We start from the raw sequence: 20,271 nt of genomic DNA, 5'->3' as shown, positions 1-20,271 counted from the left end.
TGCGCAGTAGGCGTGATTTTTCGCCCGACTGTTCCGAGCAGGCTCACATACTCGAGACCTGCGGCTCTTCACGCTGCCTTCGGCGCCCGCGCTTCCAGTTCGCGCGAGTTGGAGGCGGCAACGGTTGAACGAGCGGCCGGCGACTGCCAGGCGATCAGCTCCATTCGGCCGTCGAAATGCTCGGCGACGGCCGTGCAGCTCTCCACCCAGTCCCCGGTGTTGATATAGCGGATCCCGTCCAACTCCTCGATCACCGCATGGTGGATGTGGCCGCAAATCACACCGTCGGCGTCGTGCCTGCGCGCCTCTTCCGCCACCACGCGCTGGAAGGCGCCGATGAAGTTCACCGCGTGCTTGACGCGCAGCTTTGCCCAGGCCGAAAACGACCAATAGGGCATGCCGAGGCGCCGGCGCGCGGCGGCAAGCACGATGTTGACGCCGATCGCCGCATCATAGGCCCAGTCCCCGAGATAGGCGAGGAGGCGGGCGTTGCGGACGACGACGTCGAACTCGTCGCCATGCAGCACCAGGTAGCGCTTGCCGTCGGCCGCTTCGTGGATGATCTGTTGCGCGACCTCGATGCCGCCAAAGTGAACGCCGGGGAAGTCCCGCAGGAATTCGTCGTGGTTGCCCGGAATGTAGACGATCCGGGTCCCCTTGCGCGCCTTGCGCAACAGTTTCTGAACCACATCGTTGCAGCTCTGCGGCCAGTACCAGCTGCGCTTCAGCCGCCAGCCATCGACGATATCCCCGACAAGGATGATCGTTTCCGCTTCATGGCACCGCAGGAAGTCAAGCAGAAAGTCGGCCTTCGCTGCCCTGGAACCGAGATGAACGTCCGACAGGAACAGGGTCCTCACGCGGCACACGTTCGGTGTCGGGTCGTTGGCGCTCATCCCATGCACTCCGGCAAATACCTCTCCTGGAGACCCTGTCTCCAAGCACGGTGAAAACCAGACTCGTGTATCAGCAGAATGACAGCCGCGCCGAAACGATCCCGATTCGCGCTGGCGCTATCCGATGACCTGGCGGGCAATGGCGGCACTGTCCCGCGCACCCCAACGGCAGGTGATGCGGCCATCCTTGATGATAAACCACTCCATCGCGGTGATCTCGTAAGAACGCCCGGTCGGTTCGTGACCAGCGAGCCCGCGGAACGTCCCGGTGAAGCGGCCCGTCTCGCGCAGCCGCACCACGACATTGCAGCCGTCGGCAGCAATATCGAGCGCTTCGAGCCGCATGTTCATCCCCTCGTGCAACTCGCGCCAGATCGGTACGACATCGGCAAGCAGGCCGAAACCGAGCACACCGTAGATCTTCGCGTCCGGGGCGAAAAGTTCCGCGAGCCTCTCCAGGTCGAATGTATTGAATGCGGCTATATAGTCCTGAACGATCGATTTGTTTGCTTCCGATTCCATCCCGGCCTCCTTGGCTCAAGCGACGTTTTCATACGATCAGCAGCCACCCTCGACAACCACTGGTCACCGTGGCCGGCGCACCCCTGATGGTGGCGCCGCTGGTCATCCCACAAAGGCAGGGTTGGTGGTTGCAAGTGAGGCCAAATGGGGCTTTATGGCATCGGTCCCAACTTCACGGCGCGCCCCATCCGTGCCAGAAGAGGGGCGGAAGAGCGAATGAAGCGGGCGAAGAACATGACCACTGGCGACAAATCGAAAGCAAATTCCAAGCCCACGAGCGGCGACATCGACCAGCAGGCCCTGTTCTTCCATCGCTATCCCCGCCCCGGCAAGCTGGAGATCCAGTCGACCAAGCCGCTTGGCAACCAGCGCGACCTGGCACTTGCCTATTCGCCCGGCGTTGCCGCGCCTTGTCTGGCGATCCGCGACAATCCGGAAACGGCAGCGGACTACACCGCCCGCTCCAACCTTGTCGCGGTCATCTCGAACGGCACGGCCGTGTTGGGCCTAGGCAACATCGGGCCGCTGGCGTCCAAGCCCGTGATGGAAGGCAAGGCCGTTCTTTTCAAGAAGTTCGCCGGCGTCGACGTCTTCGATATCGAGATCGACGCAGCAAGCGTGGACGAGATGGTCAACGTCATTTCCGCCCTCGAACCGACTTTCGGCGGCATCAATCTGGAAGACATCAAGGCGCCCGAATGCTTCGAGGTCGAGCGCCGGCTGCGCGAGAAGATGGACATCCCGGTTTTTCATGACGACCAGCATGGGACGGCAATCATCGTCGCCGCGGCGATCATGAACGGACTGGAGCTTGCCGGCAAGGACATCGCCAAGGCAAAGATCATCGCGTCCGGCGCCGGCGCGGCCGCCCTCGCCTGCCTCAATCTGCTCGTTACCCTCGGCGCAAAGCGTGAGAACATCTGGGTGCATGACATCGAAGGCCTCGTTTACAAGGGCCGGGAAGCGCTGATGGACCAGTGGAAGGCCGTCTATGCGCAGGAGACCGACAAGCGCGAACTGGCGCAGACGATCGACGGCGCCGATGTCTTCCTCGGCCTTTCCGCCGCCGGCGTCCTGAAACCCGAACTGCTGGCGCGCATGGCCGACAAGCCGCTGATCATGGCGCTGGCCAACCCGACGCCGGAGATCATGCCCGAAGAGGCCCGCGCCGCCCGACCGGACGCGATGATCTGCACCGGCCGCTCCGATTTCCCCAACCAGGTCAATAACGTCCTCTGCTTCCCCTACATCTTCCGCGGGGCCCTCGATTGCGGCGCCCGCACGATCAACGAGGAGATGAAGATGGCCGCGGTCCGGGCCATCGCCGCCCTCGCCCGCGAGGAGGTCTCCGACGTCGCGGCGCGTGCCTATTCCGGCGATACGCCGGTGTTCGGCCCGAACTATCTGATCCCATCGCCGTTCGACCAGCGCCTGATCCTGCGCATCGCCCCGGCCGTCGCGCGCGCCGCCGCCGAAAGCGGTGTCGCCACCCGGCCGATCGCCGATTTCGACGCCTATCTGGATCAACTCAACCGCTTTGTCTGGCGCTCCGGCTTCATCATGAAGCCGATCTTCGCGGCAGCGAAAAAGGCGGATAAGAAGCGCGTGATCTTCGCCGAGGGCGAGGACGAGCGGGTGCTGCGCGCAGCCCAGGTGCTGCTCGAGGAGAACACGGCCCAGCCGATTCTGATCGGCCGGCCGCAGATCATCGAGGCCCGGCTGGAGCGCTACGGCCTGCGCATCCGCCCGTCGGCGGACTTTGAGGTGGTGAACCCGGAAGACGATCCGCGCTACCGCGAGTATGTCGACGACTATTTCAAGCTGGTCGGCCGGCTGGGCGTCATTCCAGAGGCCGCCCGCACGATCGTTCGCACGAACCAGACGGTCATCGGCGCGCTCGCGGTGCGGCGCGGCGAGGCCGACGCGCTGATCTGCGGTGTCGAAGGCCGCTATGCCAAGCACCTGCGAGACGTTCGGCAGATCATCGGCCTGCGCGAAGGCGTAACCGACTTCTCCGCCCTCAGCTTGCTGATTTCCCAGCGGGGCGCCACCTTCTTCACCGATACCTACGTCACCTTCGAGCCGAGCGCGGAGGAAGTTGCGCAGATGACGGTAATGGCGGCGAAGGAAATCCGCCGCTTCGGCATCACGCCACGTGCGGCCCTGGTGTCGCATTCCAATTTTGGCTCGCGCGATTCGGTCAGCGCCTTCAAGATGCGCAAGGCCATGGAGCTTGTCCGGGAAAGGGCACCGGAACTGGAGGCCGACGGCGAAATGCACGGCGATTCCGCGATATCCGAATTGCTGCGCCAGCGCGTGATGCCCACGAGCACGCTGACCGGCGAGGCCAACCTTCTGGTGTTCCCGAATCTCGACGCCGCGAACATTTCGCTCGGCGTCCTCAAGACGATGATGGACGGTCTTCACGTCGGCCCGATTCTGCTCGGCGCCGCCCTGCCCGCTCACATCCTGTCGCCTTCGGTGACCTCCCGCGGCGTGGTCAACATGGCGGCGCTGGCGGTCGTCGAGGCTTCGTATCCCGGCTGAGGGCACGGACGTCAGTTGGTGCGAACTGGTTGTCGAACTCCCGCGAGGGGGGTAACGTGACATTCTGCGAATGTTCATGCTGGAACCAAGATGCGCGTCAAGGATGTCATGTCGCCGACCATTGTCGGTGTGTCGCCCGATAACAGTGTCAGGCAGGCGGCCAGGATCATGCTGGACCATCGCGTCAGCGGCCTGCCGGTGGTTGGCGGGGATGGTCAGCTCGCGGGCATCATCAGCGAAGGCGATCTGATCCGCAGGACGGAACTGGGCGGAGCCTTGATCGCTTCCGATCCAGAGCCGACAGAACCTGCCGAGGAGCGCGCCAATGCCTACGTCAGGCGCACCTCCTGGAAGGTTGGCGACGCGATGACCCCCGATCCGATAACAATCGACGAAAATGCCTCCGTATCTCGGGCTGCGACGCTCATGCAGCGCCATGGCATCAAACGCATCCCGGTCACCCGGGATGGGGCCCTTGTGGGTATCGTCAGCCGTGCCGACCTGCTGCAAGCAATCATAGCGGCCAGGCCGGATGGGACAGCATCGGGCGATGAGGCCATTCAAAAGAGCGTCACGGTTCGGCTTCTGGAAAACACCGGTCTGGAAGCACTTGGCCTCAAGGTGACCGTGGAGAACGGGATCGTTCATCTCTGGGGCGTTGTGGAAGCGTCAGAGTGCAAGCGGGCCGCTCGTACCGTGGCCGAAAGCGTTCCCGGCGTAAAAGGCGTCGTCGAGCACTTTACCTGACCGGCCGCGAGGGGATGGCCGCCGTCGCCAGTTGGAAGCAAGCATGCTCTCGAACCAATCCGACTTGACAGGAGACTTCGATGGAACCGGACAAGACGGCCAAGGGCAGGCAAGACCGACCGACCGATGGGCAAACCGAAATCGCTCTTTCGGCGGAAGAGCTCCACCTGTTGGACGCTTACTGGAGGGCATCCAACTATCTGTCCGTCGGTCAAATATACCTGCTCGACAATCCGCTCTTGCGTGAGCCTCTCAAGCGCGAGCACATCAAGCCACGCCTGCTCGGTCACTGGGGTACATCCCCTGGCCTGAACATGCTGTATGTGCATCTGAACCGGGTGATCAAGCGGGACGATCTCGACATGATCTACGTGATCGGCCCCGGCCATGGCGGTCCGTCGCTGGTCGCGCATGCCTATCTCGAAGGCACCTACAGCGAATTCTACCCGAATATCAGCCAGGACGCGGAGGGCATGAAGCGGCTGTTCAAGCAGTTCAGCTTCCCCGGCGGCATCCCCAGCCACGTCGCCCCGGAAACCCCGGGCAGCATCCACGAGGGGGGAGAGCTCGGATATGCGCTCAGCCACGCCTATGGTGCCGCCTTCGACAATCCGGATCTGATCGTCGCGTGCGTCGTCGGCGACGGCGAAGCGGAGACCGGCCCGCTGGCAACCGGCTGGCAGGGCAACAAGTTTCTCAATCCTGCCCGCGACGGCTGCGTCCTGCCGATCCTCCACCTCAATGGATACAAGATCGCCAATCCGTGTTTCCTTGCCCGCATTCCCGAGGATGAACTGCGCAAGTTCTTCGAGGGCATGGGCTACCGGCCCTATTTCGTCGAAGGGAACGAGCCCGACAAGGTCCACCAGCAACTGGCCGGCACGCTCGATGCCGTCGTGGCGGAAATCAAGCGGATCTGGGCCGACGCCCGCACAAACGGCAACCTGAAGCGTCCGACGTGGCCGATGATCGTCTTTCGCACACCGAAGGGCTGGACATGCCCGAAGGAGATCGACGGCAAGAAGTGCGAGGACTACTGGCGATCGCACCAGGTGCCGATGGGCGAGATGGACAAGCCGGAACACATTCGCATTCTCGAACAATGGATGAAGGGCTATCGCCCCGAGGAATTGTTCGAGGCATCCGGCCGGCTACGGCCCGAGATCGCAGCGCTGGCCCCCACCGGCCATAGCCGGATGAGCGACAATCCGCACGCCAATGGCGGGCTGCTTTTACGCGACCTCAAGCTGCCGGACTTCAGGGACTACGCCGTCGAGGTGCCGAGCCCCGGAGCGACAACGGCGGAATCCGCCCGCGTCATGGGAAAATTTCTGCGGGACGTAATGAAGGCGAACATGGAAAGCAAGAACTTCCGCCTGTTCAGCCCTGACGAGAATAATTCCAATCGCTGGCAGGACGTGCTTGAGGTGACGGACCGTTGCTACATGGCGGAAATCTATCCTGACGACGATCATCTCTCCCCGGACGGCCGCATCATGGAGGTTCTCAGCGAGCACCAGTGCCAGGGATGGTTGGAAGGCTATCTCCTGACCGGCCGGCATGGCTTCTTCTCCTGCTACGAAGCCTTCATTCACATCATCGACTCGATGTTCAACCAGCATGCAAAGTGGCTGAAGGTGTGCAACGGCATACCCTGGCGCCGGTCGATCGCCTCTCTGAATTACTTTCTCAGTTCGCATGTCTGGCGACAGGATCACAACGGCTTCAGTCATCAGGATCCGGGTTTCATCGATCATGTCGCCAACAAGAAGGCCGACGTGATTCGCATCTACCTGCCGCCCGATGCAAACACGCTGTTGTCGGTGACCGACCATTGCCTGCGCAGCCGCAACTACGTCAACGTCGTCGTCGCCGGAAAGCAGCCCGCCCCGCAATGGCTGACGATGTCCGAGGCCGTCAAGCATTGCAACATGGGACTTGGCATCTGGGAATGGGCCAGCAATGACAGGGGCAGCGAGCCGGATGTCGTGATGGCCTGTTGCGGTGATGTGCCGACCCTGGAGACGCTGGCGGCGGTCGAATTGATACGGGAGCACCTGCCCGATCTGAAGGTGCGTGTCATCAATGTCGTGAACCTGATGAAGCTGCAGCCGGCGGAAGAGCATCCGCACGGGCTGTCGGATCGGGATTTCGACGCCTTGTTCACCCGGGACAAGCCGATCATCTTTGCCTTCCACGGCTACCCCTGGTTGATCCACCGACTGACCTACAGAAGGACCAACCACGCGAACCTGCACGTTCGCGGCTACAAGGAGGAAGGAACGACGACAACGCCGTTCGACATGGTGGTTCTGAACCAGATCGATCGCTTTCATCTCGTCGGCGACGTCATAGACCGACTGCCGCAACTTGGTGCCCGCGCGGCCTACTTCAAGCAGGCCATCCATTCGAAGCTGATCGAGCACCGGGAATATATCGAAGAGCACGGTGACGACATGCCTTCGATCAGTGGCTGGAAATGGGGCAGCAAGGCGCCTGCTGATGCGAGGCGGAAAACGTCCACGGAAGGCGACAACATGTGACGGAATGGCCGGCCTGACCGGCAATTCCGAGGGTGCTGATTGCCGGCGATGGCCGCTGCCCCGATCTCCGGCTTGCCTCTGGATAAGCGCGATGTCCCAACAGCTTTCGACCGCTCCGGATTTGCATCGCATGCCGACGGATCAGGACCTTGGCCGGCTGCAGTTCACCACGCTTCTATACTATCTCCAATGCACCAATCCGGATAACGGGCTCGTAAGGGACAAGACGTCGCCCGCCTCGCCCGCGAGCATAGCGGCAATTGGAATGGCACTCGCCACAATCCCGGTGGTGGTAGAGCGTGGCGTCGTCATCCGCCAGTTTGCAGTCAAGATCGCGCGGCAACGGCTGCAGTTCCTGCTCTCCTGCCCGCAAGGCCCCGAGCCGGATGCGTCCGGCTACAAAGGGTTCTTCTATCACTTCCTCGACATTGAAACGGGGCGCCGCGTCTGGGACTGCGAGTTGTCCACGGTCGACTCGGCCTTTCTGTTCGCGGGCGCGTTGACAGTGGCGGCGTACTTTGACGGCGATGCCGCCGAGGAGATCGAGGTCCGCCGTCTCGCCACCGAACTCTACGAACGCGCCGACTGGAACTGGGCTTGCGATCGCGGCCTGACGCTGACCCACGGATGGAGGCCTGAGAGCGGATTCATTCCTCATCGTTGGCGGGGATACGACGAGGGTCTGCTGCTCTACATCCTCGGGCTGGGGTCGCCAACCCACCCGTTGCCGCCGGAATCCTACGCCGCCTACACCGAGAGCTACGAATGGCGGAACATCTACGGGCGCGAGTTGCTTTACTCCGGCCCGCTCTTCACCCACCAACTGTCGCACTTATGGATCGATTTTCGCGGCATCCGCGACGCGTTCATGCGCGAACATGATAGCGACTACTTTCGGAACAGCCGGCACGCCACATACGTCCATCAAGAGTACGCCATCCGCAACCCCCTGCATTTTTCCGGCTATGGCGAACATTGCTGGGGTTTTACGGCCAGTGACGGACCGGGTTGGATCAAGAGGACCATTGACGGCGTGGAACGGGAATTCTTCGACTACGTTGCGCGCGGCGCGCCATTTGGCCCGGACGATGGAACGGTGTCGCCATGGGTTGTCGTTGCATCGCTGCCGTTCGCCCCGGAGATCGTCGTTCCCACCGTCAGGAACTTTGCGCGAATGGACCTGGGCATGACCCGGCTCTATGGCTTCAAATCCTCCTTCAACCCGTCCTTTCCCGTTGACGGGACATCCGCCGGATGGTGGGTCAGTCCCTTTCATTTTGGCGTCGATCAGGGGCCAGTCGTGCTGATGATCGAAAACTATCGCACCGGTCTGCTGTGGAACACCATGCGCCGATGCGGGCCGGTCGTTGCCGGTTTGCGCAGGGCGGGCTTCTCGGGTGGATGGCTCTAGAAAGATCGACGCCCTTTAGTGGCGGCGGAAACGCAATTCCATGATCGCCATGATTTCGGACGAATCCCGGATCCCGCTTCGATAGAGATGAACGATCTGCTTTCCGACTTCGTCACACAAAGCCGAATGATGGGCGACACGTTCGTTCAGACATATTTCGTCGAGAACCTTCTGCAACCGCTCGACCTCCCCTCTAGAGAGGGATCCAGCACAACGAAGGTCTGAGAGCATGGCGACAACTCCTCCACTTTTGAGACACAGAGGGCGCGCGCGAGCGCCGCCCGTTCAGCTGCCAAAAATCAAATGAACGCAGCGGCCATGTCGAATTAGACGCGGCTTCGGTCGGACAGCACGAGAAGACGGGGGCCCTTGTTCGGGGGCCGAGGCCAGACGTCCAACAATAGACCTTCCCAGGCTGTTCGTAAAGAATCGTACGACGTCCGCATTTTGCCATGCGGTGCCCTTCTTGATGCCGCGATCCGCGGTTTGCTGGCCGATCGCCTTCCTCCTTTCAATCCTCAAGGCATGGCAAAGTTCCCGCGGCTGGCAATGAACGGTGCGTTGGCATCGAAACAATCATCCATAGGCCCGGACGCAAAGATGGCGCGTGGCCAGGCTCGACCTGTCGCAAAACGGAAGCATCCCTTGGCTAAAGGCTGGACGACTCTGACAGCGAGTCCGCTACCAACTGGAGGCAGCCTTATGACCGACCACTTCTCCCAGAAGATCTTTCCGACGACCCAGCTCGAGGACGCCGACGGCGACGGCCACAACACGAGCCTGAATCCGACAATGGGCGAGATCATCGGCAAGCGCTTCTCGCGCCGCGGCTTTCTGCAGGGCTCGCTCGCCGTTTCGGCGATCGCCGCGACCGTCGGCCCGGCCGCACTGTTGAGCGCGCAAGAGGCGCGCGCAAACGGCGGTTCGGCCTTCTCGTTCCCCGAGGTCGAGGCCGGCGTCGATGCCACGCACCATGTCGCCGAGGGCTATGACGCCGACATCCTGCTGCGCTGGGGCGATGCGATCTTCGCCGATGCCCCGGAATTCGACCCGACGAAGCAGACGGCCGCCGCGCAGGAACGCCAGTTCGGCTACAACAACGACTATGTCGGCTTCATCCCGCTCGACGGCTCGGCCGAGCACGGCCTGCTCGTCGTCAACCACGAATACACCAACCCGCACCTGATGTTCCCCGGCCTCGTCACCATTGTCGACGGCAAGATCGAGCAGGGCAAGCTGTCGAAGGACCAGGTCGACGTCGAGATGGCCGCTCATGGCGGCACGATCGTCGAGATCCGCAAGGTCGACGGCAAGTGGCAGGTCGTGCCGGAGGGCAAGTATAACCGCCGCATCACCGCCAACACCGAAATGCGGCTTACCGGCCCGGTCGCCGGCCACGACCGCGTCAAGACGTCCGCCGATGCCACCGGCACGAAGGTCATCGGCACGCTCAACAACTGTGCCGGCGGGGTAACCCCGTGGGGCACCTACATCATGGCGGAAGAGAATTTTCACGGCTACTTCTCCGGCGAACTGCCGGCCGACCATGCCGAAGCCGCCAATTACAAGCGCTACGGCGTTCCGGACAGCGGCTACGACTGGGCGAATTTCTACGACCGCTTCGACCTCGCCAAGGAGCCGAACGAGCCGAACCGTTTCGGCTGGATCGTCGAGGTTGACGTCATGGACCCGAATTCGGTGCCGAAGAAGCGCACCGCCCTCGGCCGCACCAAGCACGAGGGCGCCGAATCGATCGTCGCCAAGAACGGCAAGGTGGTGTTCTATCTCGGCGATGACGAGCGCTTCGACTATGTCTACAAGTTCGTCACCGACGGCACCTACAATCCGAACGACCGCGCCGCCAATATGGATCTGCTCGACGCCGGCACGCTCTATGTCGCGAAGTTCAACGAGGACGGCACGATGCAGTGGCTGCCGCTCGTGCATGGCGAGGGCCCGCTGACGGCCGAAAACGGCTTTGCCAGCCAGGCCGACGTGCTGATCGAAACCCGCCGCGCCGGCGACCTTGTCGGCGCCACCAAGATGGACCGCCCGGAAGACGTTCAGCCGAACGGCGTCAACGGCAAGGTCTACGTGATGCTGACCAACAACTCCAAGCGCAAGGCCGACCAGGTCGATGCCGCCAACCCGCGCGCGGCGAACGCTTTCGGTCACATCATCGAGATCGAGGAAGACGGCGGCGACTTCACCGCGACGTCGGGCAAGTGGGAGGTGCTGCTGAAATGCGGCGACCCGTCCGTTGCCGAGGTCGGCGCCACGTTCTCGACGGAAACGACGAAGAACGGCTGGTTCGGCATGCCCGACAACTGTGCCGTCGACGCCGCCGGGCGCCTCTGGGTCTCGACCGACGGCAACTCCAACAAGGCGACCGGCCGCACCGACGGCCTTTGGGCGGTCGACACCGAAGGCGACGCCCGCGCCACCTCGAAGCTGTTCTTCCGCGTGCCGGTCGGCGCCGAAATGTGCGGCCCGCTCTTCACCCCGGACGACGAGACGGTGTTCGTCGCCGTGCAGCATCCGGGCGACGGCGGCGAGGACTGGGATGGCCACGGCCGCCCGTCCTATTACGAGGACCTCTCCACCCGCTGGCCCGACTTCAAGGACGACATGCCGGTACGCCCCGCTGTCGTGGCGATCACCAAGATCGGCGGCGGCAAGATCGGGGTCTGATCGAGCATCGGCCCCGTTGAAACCGAACACAGAATGGCCGGGTATCCGGCCATTCTCCTTCACGGCGCGATCACGTTTTCGCCATTGCGCCTGTTTTCCTGTCGCTGCGGGCGACGGTGTTTGGGCACCTTCAAGGCGTTGGGCATCTCGGAATGGGTTTCGCCGCGACACAAGCCGCTGAAAACGTGTAAGGCCGCCGTTATCTGTCGGCCGGACGTCAGTTGAGACCCCGGATTTCTATAAAGATCGGATTCAGTCTTTCTTGGTAATTTCCCGTTAGCCTTGACGTTCCAATGGTCCCAGGCGGCGCATTCAATGCCGTCGGTTTGTTTTGCGTAGCGGGTTTCCATGCGTCTATCGGCTGTTCCAGCAATCTTTCTCCTCGGTTTGGTGCTCGCAGGTTGCGGCGGCAGATTCGGCGGCGACGACACCCAGGCCAAGCGCCCCTCCCGGGAGACGACCAACTCGGTCGCCAGAGCCGCTTCGGCTGTGCCGACGGCGGATATCGGCGAGGTCGCCGCAACGCGGGAAGGCGAGCCACAGACGGAGCTTGCGTGGGCGGGACAGGTCCCCGACCAACAGGCGTTCGAGGCGGTGACGCGGACGGCCGGGATGGCGATCCCCTCGCAACGGCCGCTGCAGATGATCGCGCCCGCGGCACCGGCAATCGGTTCGGCACCGGGCGGGCGCAGCAAGGTCTACAGCCAGCGCTTCCGCGACGCCAAGCCGATCAATTTCGGCAAGATCTCTCCACGCAGCCATGCGGTGCACGGAGTGGACGTGTCGCGCTGGCAGGGCGAAATCGACTGGGTGACACTGCGACAGCAGGGGGCGAACTTCGCCTTCATCAAGGCGACGGACGGCGGCGACCACATCGATCCGATGTTCAGGAAGAACTGGCAGCGGGCGAAGGACGCCGGGATCAAACGCGGGGCCTACCACTTCTTCTACTGGTGCAGAACGGCCGGCGAACAGGCCGACTGGTTCATTCGCAACGTGCCGAAGGAACCGGGCGCGCTGCCGCCGGTGATCGACGTCGAATATAATGCCGAATCGAGCTGCAAGCGGCGGCTGTCGCGCGCCAAGGTGCTGGAAAAGATGCAGGTGTTCATGGACAAGCTGGAACGCCATTACGGCCAGCGACCGATCATCTATACCGCGCCCGACTTCTACGCCGACAATCTCAGCGGCGAGTTCCTCGACTACCCCTTCTGGCTGCGTTCAGTCGCCGCCCACCCGTCCAAGCGCTATCCGGGCCGCAAGTGGGTGTTCTGGCAGTATTCCGGTTCCGGCCTGTCGCATGGTGTGAGCGAAAAGATCGACCTCAACGTTTTCCACGGCAGCGTGGACGACTGGCACAATTGGGTCTCCGGGCAATCCAGCTGACCTTTCTCGTACCGCGAACAGTTCGCAGGCGGGATGAACCGGTTCATCGGCACCTGGCAGGGGACCGGCACGGCGATCGGGATGCCCCATTTGCCGTGCCGGTCTCACCGGTTTCCGTTACCATGCAACCTGCATCAGGCGCAGCGGCACAGCAAACGGCTGTTCGTCAAGCCATCGATCGGTTTCATACGCATCGGCCGATCGTAGCACGCGGTAACCGCTCGCCATCGAGCCGTGTATGAGACAAGATGAGGTCCTAGCGTCCTCGTCGCCAGCTTAGAAGATGACCGGAACAGACCCATGGTGCGTGTACCGCAGATCCTTCGGCGCTGTCCGTTGTTGTTGTTCTTGTTGTTCGCGACGCATCCCGCGATGGCCGATGAAACCGCGTTCCTGAATTCGCTTGCCGGAAACTGGAGCGGCAAGGGCACCGTCATCACCCGGGATCGGCAGGCCCGCGATCAGCGTCAAGTGCCGCCTCGTCTCGACGGCAGAGGGTGCGTCGATCGACATGAAGGCGACCTGCCGCGGCCTTCTGTTGTTCAGCCGGACAATCTCCGCGGCGCTGGATTCCAGCGCCGGGCGCTATAAGGGCATCTATGTCGGCCCGACCGGTCGCCGCTCCGTGCTTTCTGGAAGCCGGCAGGGAAATTCCATCAACCTGGCCGTCCGTTGGAGCCGGATCGTCAATGGCGACCGGTCGGCGCAGATGATGATCCAGAAGATCGGCGCCAACGGCCTCAGGCTGCGGACCGTCGACAAGGACCTGTCGACGGGCAAAGACATCGCCACCAGCGACATCGTCCTGCAGCGCAGCTAAGAACCAGGCTACATTCCGTCCCAACCGGCGATGAATTGCCGCATCCCTGTCCATTCCCGTTCCCTGCACGATGGTTGAGATCAGAGCAAAGACGTGACACGTTTCGGGGACCGGTCGTTGTCCACGATGCAAATGTCATGGTTCGAGGAAAAGCGAATGAGTCGCAGTCCATACGAGGTCCTAGGCGTCGGCAAGAATGCCACCCAGAAGGACATCCAGAGTGCCTATCGCAGGCTTGCCAAGAAGCTGCATCCCGATCTCAACCCCGGCGACAAGGATGCGGAGGACAGGTTCAAGGCCGTCTCGGCGGCCTACGCCCTGCTCGGCGACGAAGACAAGCGCGGCAAGTACGATCGCGGCGAGATCGACGAGACCGGTGCGGAGACGCCGCCGAGGCACTTCTATCGCGACTATGCCTCGGCCGGCGACACGGCCAACCGGTACGAAAGCGCGCACAGCTTTTCGGATTTCGGCGCCGCCGACGACATCTTCTCCGGCTTCTTTTCAAGGCGCAGCCACGGCCAACGCCAATCCAAGGGCCGCGATGCCTACTTTTCCATGGAGATCGACTTCCTCGAGGCTGCTAACGGTGCGAAGAAGCAGATCAGCCTCCCCGACGGTCCGCCGATCGACCTCACCATCCCACCCGGAACGCGCGACGGCCAGACGCTGCGGCTGCGCGGCAAGGGCGAACCGGGCGTCAATGGTGGCCCCGCCGGCGATGCCCGCATCGAAATCCGGGTCCGCCCCCATTCCTTCTACCGACAGGACGGCGACGACGTCCGCTATGAAGTGCCCATCTCCCTGTCAGAGGCGGTGCTGGGAGGCAAAATTCGCGTTCCGACACTCGACGGCGCGGTCAATGTCACGATCCCGGCCAACTCCAACACCGGCAAGGTCCTGCGCCTGAAGGGCAAAGGTCTGCACAAGCCGGGCGGTGGCCATGGCGATGCCTACGTGACCCTGCAGGTGACGTTGCCGCCCGCAGCGGATCCGGAGCTCACCGCCTTCGTCAAGGGCTGGGAGGCCGGAAAGGCACAGCGGCCGCGCAAACACATGGGAGGCTGAGATGAAGGACACCGAATTCTGCAGCAATCTCGAGATCGAGATCGCGGTTCTCGATTTCTGGGTCGAGCACCGCTGGCTCATCCCGGAAGAGGAGAACGGGATACGCATCTTCCATGAAGCGGACCTGGCACGGGCGCGCCTGATCCAGGACCTTGTCGGACCGATGGGTGTCAACGTGGACGGTGTGGACGTCGCGATGCGGCTTTTAGATCAGATCCACGGTCTTCGTGGTAGACTGGCCACTCTGCTCGATGCGATCCGCACCCAGGACCAGGACACACAGAGGCGCATTCTAGCGCTGATCGACAAAGAGTAACCGCCCGATGGTCGAAAACGCCAACCCGGGAGAATGTGATGACGAAGGCAAAGCAGCCAGCCAAGCAGCCGACGCGGCCCAAGTCCCCCGAGGACGAGGAGGCGAAACGAAAGGCGGAAGACGACTACCTTGACGAAGCGCTCGAAGAGTCGTTTCCCGCAAGCGATCCGATCGCCCCGCCGAAATTCGACGACAGCAAGAACTGACCGTCGCACTGGTCACTGGGCAGATCGATGCGCGCGCTGCGGGTTCGGCGTTTGGTCCGGATAACGTAACCGTCACGGTGTCGGTTCGGCGAGCTGTTGCCGCTTGCGTTTCTCCACAGCAACAAGACACCGCACAGCTGCGCGCAATTTGCCCGCCACTGCCAACCGATCCTTAACGGCTGGGCCGCATATTAGCCGAGTAATGACACGGCAGGGCGGCAATGGCACAGATCAGTTTTCCCTTCACCCACTACGATCTCAAGGATATCCGTGCCGGCGTCACGATCGAGATTACCCTTTCGGCCGTTGCGAACGTCCGCCTGATGACCAACGACGACTTTGATCGCTTCAAGAATGCGCGCCAGCACAAGTTCGTGGGCGGTGTGGCGAAAAAATCGCCGATTCGGCTGACGATCCCGAAGGACGCCCACTGGCACGTCGTTGTCGACATGGAAGGTCATGCCGGCAAGGCCGAATCCTCCGTTCGGGTCGTCTCAAAGCCAAAAGTGCCGGCTGGTCCACGCATCGTCGCCACCCCCTGACCGCCGCGGACGAACCCCGCTCAGCCGCGCTCGCGCCGCAGCTTTGCCCACCAGTCCAGCCGTTTGCGGATCTCCCGTTCGAAGCCGCGCTCCGGCGGATCGTAGAATGTCCGTCGCCCCAGCTTCTCCGGAAAATAATCCTGCCCGGAAAAGGCATCCGGCTCGTCGTGGTCGTAGCGATAGCCTTCGCCGTAGCCCTCGCCCTTCATCAGCTTCGTCGGCGCATTGAGAATATGCTTCGGCGGCAGGAGCGAGCCGTTCTCCTTGGCTGTGCGCGTGGCCGCCTTGAAAGCGGTATAGACCGCGTTCGACTTCGGCGCCGTGGCGAGATAGACGCAGGCCTGCGCCAGCGCCAACTCTCCCTCCGGGGAACCGAGAAAGTCATAGGCGTCCTTGGCCGCGTTGCAGACCACCAGCGCCTGCGGATCGGCAAGGCCGATGTCCTCCACGGCCATCCGCACCAGCCTGCGGCCGATGAACAGCGGATCCTCGCCGGCATCGAACATCCGGCAAAGGTAATAAAGCGCAGCATCGGGATCCGAACCACGGACCGACTTGTGCAGGGCCGAAATCAGGTTGTAGTGACCGTCCTGCCCCTTGTCATAGACCGGCGCCCGCCGCTGCACGACGCGGAAGAGATCGTCCTGGCCAAAGACCTCACCGGGGCGCGCCGCGCGCCAGACCTCTTCGGCAAGCGTCAGCACGGCCCGGCCGTCGCCGTCGGCCATGCGCAGCAGCGAGGCGCGCGCGTCTGGCGCCAGCGGCAGGGATTTCTCTTCCGCCGCCTCGGCGCGCTTGAGCAGTTCCTCAAGGCTCGCCTCATCGTGCGGCTTGAAGGTCAGCACCCGTGCGCGCGAAAGCAGAGCGGCGTTGAGCTCGAAGGAAGGATTTTCCGTCGTCGCTCCGACGAGGATGATGGTTCCGTCTTCCATCACCGGCAGGAAACTGTCCTGCTGGGCGCGGTTGAAGCGATGGATCTCGTCGACGAACAGCAACGTCTGCCGCCCACCCATCCGGCGCTGCCGGGCCGCATCGAACACTTTTTTCAGGTCCGCCACGCCGGAGAAGATCGCCGAGATCTGCTCGAAGGCGAGACCCGCCTCTCCCGAAAGCAGCCGGGCGACCGTCGTCTTGCCGGTACCCGGCGGCCCCCAGAAGATCATCGAGCCGAGCGAGCCCGAGGCGATCATCCGGGAGAGAACGCCGTCCTCCCCGGTCAGATGCTCCTGGCCGGTGACCTCGCTGAGGGACTGCGGCCGCAAGCGGTCGGCAAGCGGTCGCTTGGCGGCCATTCCTTGCGGCTCGGAGGGGGCGAACAGATCGGTCATCGGAAGTACTGGCGGATGCGCTGGCCGTCGCGCTCGATCTCGACCCGCCAGACCGAGGGGTCCTCGGCAACCAGATGCTCGAGGATGTCGGTCGAAGCGACACTCGTGCCGTTGAGCTCGACAATGATGTCACGCGGCTGCAGGCCGATGCGCGCGGCCGGCGAACCGCGGGCGATGTCGGTCACCACGACCCCCACGGAGCTAGCCGGCATGCGCAGTTCTTCGGCGACGCGCGGCGAAAGATTGGCCACCACGGCGCCAGCGAAGGGATTGCGGCCTTCGATATGCCGCTCGTCGCGCGGCGGCGTTTCGGGAGCGCGATCGAGCGCGATTGTCAGCACCTTCTCCTTGCCGCCGTCACTGACGGTCAGCTTCGCCGTGCCGCCGATGCCGACGGTTGCCAGACGATAGCCGAGCGCATCGGGATGCTCGACGGCTATGCCGTTGACGGCGGTCACCACCTCGCCGGGCTTCAGCCCGGCCTTCTCGGCCGGGCTCCGCGGCAGGACGCTCGAGACGAGCGCGCCGCGGGCCTTGTCGAGGCCGAGCGCCTCGGCGACGTCGGACGTGACGGCGTCGAAGGTAGCGCCGATGAAGGGGCGCTCGAACGACGTCTGGCCGCTGATGGCGCTGGCGACGAAAACCTTGACGAGGTTTGCCGGGATGGCGAAACCGACCCCGTTCGAGCCGCCGCCGCGCGAGAAGATCGCGGTGTTGATGCCGATCAGCTCGCCCTTCATGTTGATCAGGCCGCCGCCGGAATTGCCCGGGTTGATCGCGGCGTCGGTCTGGATGAAGAAGCCGAAATCGCCGGCCTTCACCTGGTTACGCGCCAGCGCGGAAACGATGCCGCTGGTCACCGTCTGGCCGACGCCGAAGGGGTTGCCGATCGCCAGCACGAGATCGCCCACCTCGACGGCGTCGCTGTCGCCGAGCGGCAGCGTTTCGAACGCGTCCTTCGATTCGATCTTCAGAACAGCCAGGTCGACGCGGTCGTCCTTGAGCAGAACCTTGCTCGGGTACTCGCGGCCATCGGCGAGCGCCACCTTGATGTCGTCGGCTCCCTCGATGACGTGATTGTTTGTCACCACGATGCCGTCCGTACCGACGATGACTCCCGAGCCGAGCGAGGACTGCTTCTGCGTCCGGTTCGGCATGCGCTGACCGAAAAACTCGTCGAAGAAGGGATCGTTGAAGAGCGAGCGTCGCTCCACCACGCGCTCAGCGTAGACGTTGACCGTCGCATTGGCGGTCTTCTTGACCAACGGCGCAAAGGAGAGTTGCATCTCCATCTGCGAAGTGGGCACGGACTTTTCCTGCGCCATCGCGGGCGCGGAGACGGTCAACAGAACAAGGATTGCAGTCGCAAGGCCGTGGCCGAATTTCATCAAAGATTCTCCCTTTCGTTGCCGCCACGTTCAGATAAGATTTGGCAAGGAAAAAGGCAAATAGACCGCTGCGGTCGGATGCGAAATTGCCTCACGGACCGCGCACGAAATCGTGGTCGTTCGCCCCCTAGCTTCGTGATTGAAACTTTGGTGTCATTCGGCCCGCCACGACAATCGTGCCTGATTTGCTACCTCAAGGAAACCACCATGACCGCATACCGCCCGCCGAAGATTGCCGCCCACGACATCACGCCGGAGGCCATCTTCATGAACCGACGCAGTTTTGTCGGGGCAGCGGTCGGCGGGTTGCTTTTCGCTTCGGCGGACAGCGCGCGCGCGGCTGCGCTGGAGGCCTCGCCATCCGCATTCAAGGTCGGCGAAGCGCTGACCCCGGAAAAGGACGTGACGAACTACAACAACTTTTATGAGTTCGGATTGGGCAAGGGCGATCCGGCGGCCAATAGTGGCGATTTCCAACCGACGCCATGGACGGTCTCAGTCGGAGGGATGGTCGCCAAACCGAAGGAGTTCGGGCTCGAAGACCTGCTGAAGTTCCCGCTCGAGGAACGCATCTACCGCATGCGCTGCGTCGAGGCATGGTCGATGGTCATCCCCTGGGTGGGTTTCCCGCTGGCGAGCCTGCTCGACAAGGTCGAACCGCTTGGCAGCGCCAAGTATGTCGCCTTCGAAACCGTCGTCCGACCGGAGCAGATGCCCGGTCAATCCGGCTACTTTCAGCCGCTGCCCTGGCCCTATGTTGAGGGGTTGCGGCTGGACGAAGCCCGTCATCCGCTGACGATTCTCGCCGTCGGCCTCTACGGCAAGACACTGCTGAACCAGAACGGAGCACCGATCCGTCTTGTGGTGCCCTGGAAATACGGCTTCAAGGGGATCAAGTCGATCGTCAAGATCACGCTCACCGACAAGCAGCCGCCGAGCACCTGGAACATCGCGGCCCCGAACGAATACGGCTTCTACGCCAATGTCAATCCGGCGGTCGACCATCCACGCTGGAGCCAGGCGACGGAAAACCGGATCGGCGAAGGCGGCTTCTTCGGCGGCAGCAGGCGCGATACGCTGCCCTTTAACGGCTACGCCGACGAGGTCGCCAGCCTCTATGCCGGCATGGACCTGGCGAAGAACTTCTGATGATGGCCGCGATCCCCGCCCTGCCCCGAAAATATCATGGCGCGTCCATCTGGGCGCTCTATGCGCTCGGCTTCGTCCCGGCCATCTCCGGCTTCTATCTCGGCGCTACGGGCCAACTGCCTGGCAATGCCATCAAGGAGTTCGAGCACCTGCTCGGCCTCTGGGGGTTGCGCTTCCTGATCGCCACGCTCTGCATCACACCGATCCGCGACCTTTTCGGCATCAATTGGATCCGCTACCGTCGCGCACTCGGACTGCTGGCCTTCTGGTACGTCCTGATGCATTTCTCGACCTACCTGATCCTCGACAAGTACCTGGATTTCCCGACGATCCTCGCCGATATCGCCAAGCGCCCGTTCATCACCATCGGCATGGCCGCCCTGGTCATGCTGGTTCCGCTGGCGCTGACGTCCAACAATTTGTCGATCCGCAGGCTCGGAGCGCGGTGGATCCGGCTGCACAAGCTTGTCTATATCATCGCCGCCGCCGGCGCACTGCATTACGCGCTGTCGGTGAAGGTGGTCGGCCCGCAGCAATCGATCTATATCGGCCTGGTGGCGGTTCTGCTGCTCTGGCGGCCGATCCGGCCACGCTACAACCAATGGCGACGGGCCCAGGTGGGACGGCCGAGCTTCGAGCGGGCGCGGTAACCGCAGGTCGCCGCCGCCACCTCTCGTACGCGGTCACGCGTTTGCATCTGGACTGCCCCTC

The 20,271-nt window shown here is 62.9% G+C and carries 19 protein-coding genes; 13 read left to right on the top strand and 6 right to left on the bottom strand.

Annotated features, from left to right (window positions below; all coding sequences use genetic code 11):
* Nucleotides 1–68: 68 nt before the first annotated feature.
* Nucleotides 69–896 (bottom strand): UDP-2,3-diacylglucosamine diphosphatase, encoded by an 828-nt coding sequence (locus JNC62_RS09050; RefSeq protein ID WP_374837990.1) that lies wholly within the window; start codon nucleotides 894–896, stop codon nucleotides 69–71.
* 117 nt (nucleotides 897–1,013) lie between these two features.
* Entirely contained in the window at nucleotides 1,014–1,418 is a 405-nt protein-coding gene (locus tag JNC62_RS09045) for an ester cyclase (RefSeq protein WP_374837988.1), read from the bottom strand.
* A gap of 234 nt (nucleotides 1,419–1,652) precedes the next feature.
* Here JNC62_RS09045 and JNC62_RS09040 point away from each other — a divergent pair, with 234 nt between their 5' ends.
* From JNC62_RS09040 to JNC62_RS09020, 5 genes are all read left to right on the top strand, one after another.
* Nucleotides 1,653–3,965, top strand: coding sequence for an NADP-dependent malic enzyme (locus tag JNC62_RS09040; protein ID WP_374838378.1), 2,313 nt, complete (start codon nucleotides 1,653–1,655; stop codon nucleotides 3,963–3,965).
* A 90-nt stretch (nucleotides 3,966–4,055) separates the two neighbouring features.
* Entirely contained in the window at nucleotides 4,056–4,712 is a 657-nt protein-coding gene (locus JNC62_RS09035) for a CBS domain-containing protein (RefSeq protein WP_374837987.1), read from the top strand.
* An 80-nt stretch (nucleotides 4,713–4,792) separates the two neighbouring features.
* A complete protein-coding gene (locus JNC62_RS09030) occupies nucleotides 4,793–7,255 on the top strand; it encodes a phosphoketolase family protein (protein WP_374837985.1) in 2,463 nt (820 codons plus the stop codon).
* A 91-nt stretch (nucleotides 7,256–7,346) separates the two neighbouring features.
* Entirely contained in the window at nucleotides 7,347–8,666 is a 1,320-nt protein-coding gene (locus JNC62_RS09025; protein ID WP_374837983.1) for a glucoamylase family protein, read from the top strand.
* A gap of 702 nt (nucleotides 8,667–9,368) precedes the next feature.
* Nucleotides 9,369–11,357 carry a PhoX family protein gene (locus JNC62_RS09020; RefSeq protein ID WP_374837982.1) on the top strand — a complete coding sequence of 663 codons (1,989 nt, stop codon included), beginning with the start codon at nucleotides 9,369–9,371 and terminating at the stop codon, nucleotides 11,355–11,357.
* Nucleotides 11,358–11,416: 59 nt separating this feature from the next.
* Here the strand turns inward: JNC62_RS09020 and JNC62_RS09015 are convergent, their stop codons facing one another.
* Nucleotides 11,417–11,707: a hypothetical protein gene (locus JNC62_RS09015; protein WP_374837980.1), complete on the bottom strand. Its 291-nt coding sequence runs from the start codon at nucleotides 11,705–11,707 to the stop codon at nucleotides 11,417–11,419.
* Here JNC62_RS09015 and JNC62_RS09010 point away from each other — a divergent pair.
* Nucleotides 11,706–12,743 (top strand): glycoside hydrolase family 25 protein, encoded by a 1,038-nt coding sequence (locus JNC62_RS09010; protein WP_374837978.1) that lies wholly within the window; start codon nucleotides 11,706–11,708, stop codon nucleotides 12,741–12,743. The genes JNC62_RS09015 and JNC62_RS09010 overlap by 2 nt on opposite strands.
* A gap of 276 nt (nucleotides 12,744–13,019) precedes the next feature.
* Here JNC62_RS09010 and JNC62_RS09005 read toward each other — a convergent pair whose 3' ends face one another.
* Complete coding sequence (locus tag JNC62_RS09005; RefSeq protein ID WP_374837976.1) at nucleotides 13,020–13,256, bottom strand: hypothetical protein; 237 nt, start codon at nucleotides 13,254–13,256, stop codon at nucleotides 13,020–13,022.
* On the opposite strand from JNC62_RS09005, the gene JNC62_RS09000 reads away from it, so the two are divergent.
* The 5 genes from JNC62_RS09000 to JNC62_RS08980 all read left to right on the top strand — a co-directional run bounded on the left by JNC62_RS09000 (nucleotide 13,255) and on the right by JNC62_RS08980 (nucleotide 15,695).
* The gene (locus JNC62_RS09000) at nucleotides 13,255–13,563 is read left to right on the top strand and encodes a hypothetical protein (protein ID WP_374837974.1); all 309 of its coding nucleotides are present in this window, start codon (nucleotides 13,255–13,257) and stop codon (nucleotides 13,561–13,563) included. The two genes, JNC62_RS09005 and JNC62_RS09000, sit on opposite strands and share 2 nt — an antisense overlap.
* Nucleotides 13,564–13,719: 156 nt before the next feature.
* The gene (locus JNC62_RS08995; RefSeq protein ID WP_374837972.1) at nucleotides 13,720–14,631 is read left to right on the top strand and encodes a DnaJ C-terminal domain-containing protein; all 912 of its coding nucleotides are present in this window, start codon (nucleotides 13,720–13,722) and stop codon (nucleotides 14,629–14,631) included.
* Nucleotide 14,632: 1 nt separating this feature from the next.
* On the top strand, nucleotides 14,633–14,947 hold the full coding sequence (locus JNC62_RS08990) for a chaperone modulator CbpM (RefSeq protein ID WP_374837970.1): 315 nt from the start codon (nucleotides 14,633–14,635) through the stop codon (nucleotides 14,945–14,947).
* Between the two features lie 38 nt (nucleotides 14,948–14,985).
* Nucleotides 14,986–15,153: a hypothetical protein gene (locus JNC62_RS08985; protein ID WP_374837968.1), complete on the top strand. Its 168-nt coding sequence runs from the start codon at nucleotides 14,986–14,988 to the stop codon at nucleotides 15,151–15,153.
* 221 nt (nucleotides 15,154–15,374) lie between these two features.
* A complete protein-coding gene (locus tag JNC62_RS08980; RefSeq protein ID WP_374837966.1) occupies nucleotides 15,375–15,695 on the top strand; it encodes a DUF1883 domain-containing protein in 321 nt (106 codons plus the stop codon).
* Nucleotides 15,696–15,715: 20 nt separating this feature from the next.
* Here the strand turns inward: JNC62_RS08980 and JNC62_RS08975 are convergent, their stop codons facing one another.
* Nucleotides 15,716–17,023, bottom strand: coding sequence for a replication-associated recombination protein A (locus tag JNC62_RS08975; protein WP_374837964.1), 1,308 nt, complete (start codon nucleotides 17,021–17,023; stop codon nucleotides 15,716–15,718).
* Nucleotides 17,020–18,411 carry a DegQ family serine endoprotease gene (locus JNC62_RS08970; RefSeq protein WP_374837962.1) on the bottom strand — a complete coding sequence of 464 codons (1,392 nt, stop codon included), beginning with the start codon at nucleotides 18,409–18,411 and terminating at the stop codon, nucleotides 17,020–17,022. Before JNC62_RS08970 ends, JNC62_RS08975 begins: the two co-directional genes overlap by 4 nt.
* Before the next feature lie 207 nt (nucleotides 18,412–18,618).
* Here JNC62_RS08970 and msrP point away from each other — a divergent pair, with 207 nt between their 5' ends.
* Together msrP and msrQ are read left to right on the top strand one after the other, a co-directional pair.
* Nucleotides 18,619–19,560, top strand: a complete 942-nt coding sequence (gene msrP / locus JNC62_RS08965; RefSeq protein ID WP_374837960.1) for a protein-methionine-sulfoxide reductase catalytic subunit MsrP — start codon at nucleotides 18,619–18,621, stop codon at nucleotides 19,558–19,560.
* Nucleotides 19,561–19,562: 2 nt separating this feature from the next.
* Complete coding sequence (msrQ, locus tag JNC62_RS08960) at nucleotides 19,563–20,210, top strand: protein-methionine-sulfoxide reductase heme-binding subunit MsrQ (protein ID WP_374838376.1); 648 nt, start codon at nucleotides 19,563–19,565, stop codon at nucleotides 20,208–20,210.
* The last annotated feature ends 61 nt before the right edge of the window (nucleotides 20,211–20,271 follow it).

Source organism: Mycoplana ramosa (genome assembly GCF_041930185.1).
Taxonomy (GTDB): domain Bacteria; phylum Pseudomonadota; class Alphaproteobacteria; order Rhizobiales; family Rhizobiaceae; genus Mycoplana; species Mycoplana ramosa.
This window is presented reverse-complemented; position numbering and strand designations above follow the sequence as displayed.

Coding starts and splice junctions, on each gene's coding strand:
- JNC62_RS09050 (WP_374837990.1), bottom strand. CDS start 896: ATGAGCGCCAACGACCCGACACCGAACGTGTGCCGCGTGAGGACCCTG.
- JNC62_RS09045 (WP_374837988.1), bottom strand. CDS start 1,418: ATGGAATCGGAAGCAAACAAATCGATCGTTCAGGACTATATAGCCGCA.
- JNC62_RS09040 (WP_374838378.1), top strand. CDS start 1,653: ATGACCACTGGCGACAAATCGAAAGCAAATTCCAAGCCCACGAGCGGC.
- JNC62_RS09035 (WP_374837987.1), top strand. CDS start 4,056: ATGCGCGTCAAGGATGTCATGTCGCCGACCATTGTCGGTGTGTCGCCC.
- JNC62_RS09030 (WP_374837985.1), top strand. CDS start 4,793: ATGGAACCGGACAAGACGGCCAAGGGCAGGCAAGACCGACCGACCGAT.
- JNC62_RS09025 (WP_374837983.1), top strand. CDS start 7,347: ATGTCCCAACAGCTTTCGACCGCTCCGGATTTGCATCGCATGCCGACG.
- JNC62_RS09020 (WP_374837982.1), top strand. CDS start 9,369: ATGACCGACCACTTCTCCCAGAAGATCTTTCCGACGACCCAGCTCGAG.
- JNC62_RS09010 (WP_374837978.1), top strand. CDS start 11,706: ATGCGTCTATCGGCTGTTCCAGCAATCTTTCTCCTCGGTTTGGTGCTC.
- JNC62_RS09015 (WP_374837980.1), bottom strand. CDS start 11,707: ATGGAAACCCGCTACGCAAAACAAACCGACGGCATTGAATGCGCCGCC.
- JNC62_RS09000 (WP_374837974.1), top strand. CDS start 13,255: ATGAAGGCGACCTGCCGCGGCCTTCTGTTGTTCAGCCGGACAATCTCC.
- JNC62_RS09005 (WP_374837976.1), bottom strand. CDS start 13,256: ATGTCGATCGACGCACCCTCTGCCGTCGAGACGAGGCGGCACTTGACG.
- JNC62_RS08995 (WP_374837972.1), top strand. CDS start 13,720: ATGAGTCGCAGTCCATACGAGGTCCTAGGCGTCGGCAAGAATGCCACC.
- JNC62_RS08990 (WP_374837970.1), top strand. CDS start 14,633: ATGAAGGACACCGAATTCTGCAGCAATCTCGAGATCGAGATCGCGGTT.
- JNC62_RS08985 (WP_374837968.1), top strand. CDS start 14,986: ATGACGAAGGCAAAGCAGCCAGCCAAGCAGCCGACGCGGCCCAAGTCC.
- JNC62_RS08980 (WP_374837966.1), top strand. CDS start 15,375: ATGGCACAGATCAGTTTTCCCTTCACCCACTACGATCTCAAGGATATC.
- JNC62_RS08975 (WP_374837964.1), bottom strand. CDS start 17,023: ATGACCGATCTGTTCGCCCCCTCCGAGCCGCAAGGAATGGCCGCCAAG.
- JNC62_RS08970 (WP_374837962.1), bottom strand. CDS start 18,411: ATGAAATTCGGCCACGGCCTTGCGACTGCAATCCTTGTTCTGTTGACC.
- msrP (WP_374837960.1), top strand. CDS start 18,619: ATGACCGCATACCGCCCGCCGAAGATTGCCGCCCACGACATCACGCCG.
- msrQ (WP_374838376.1), top strand. CDS start 19,563: ATGGCCGCGATCCCCGCCCTGCCCCGAAAATATCATGGCGCGTCCATC.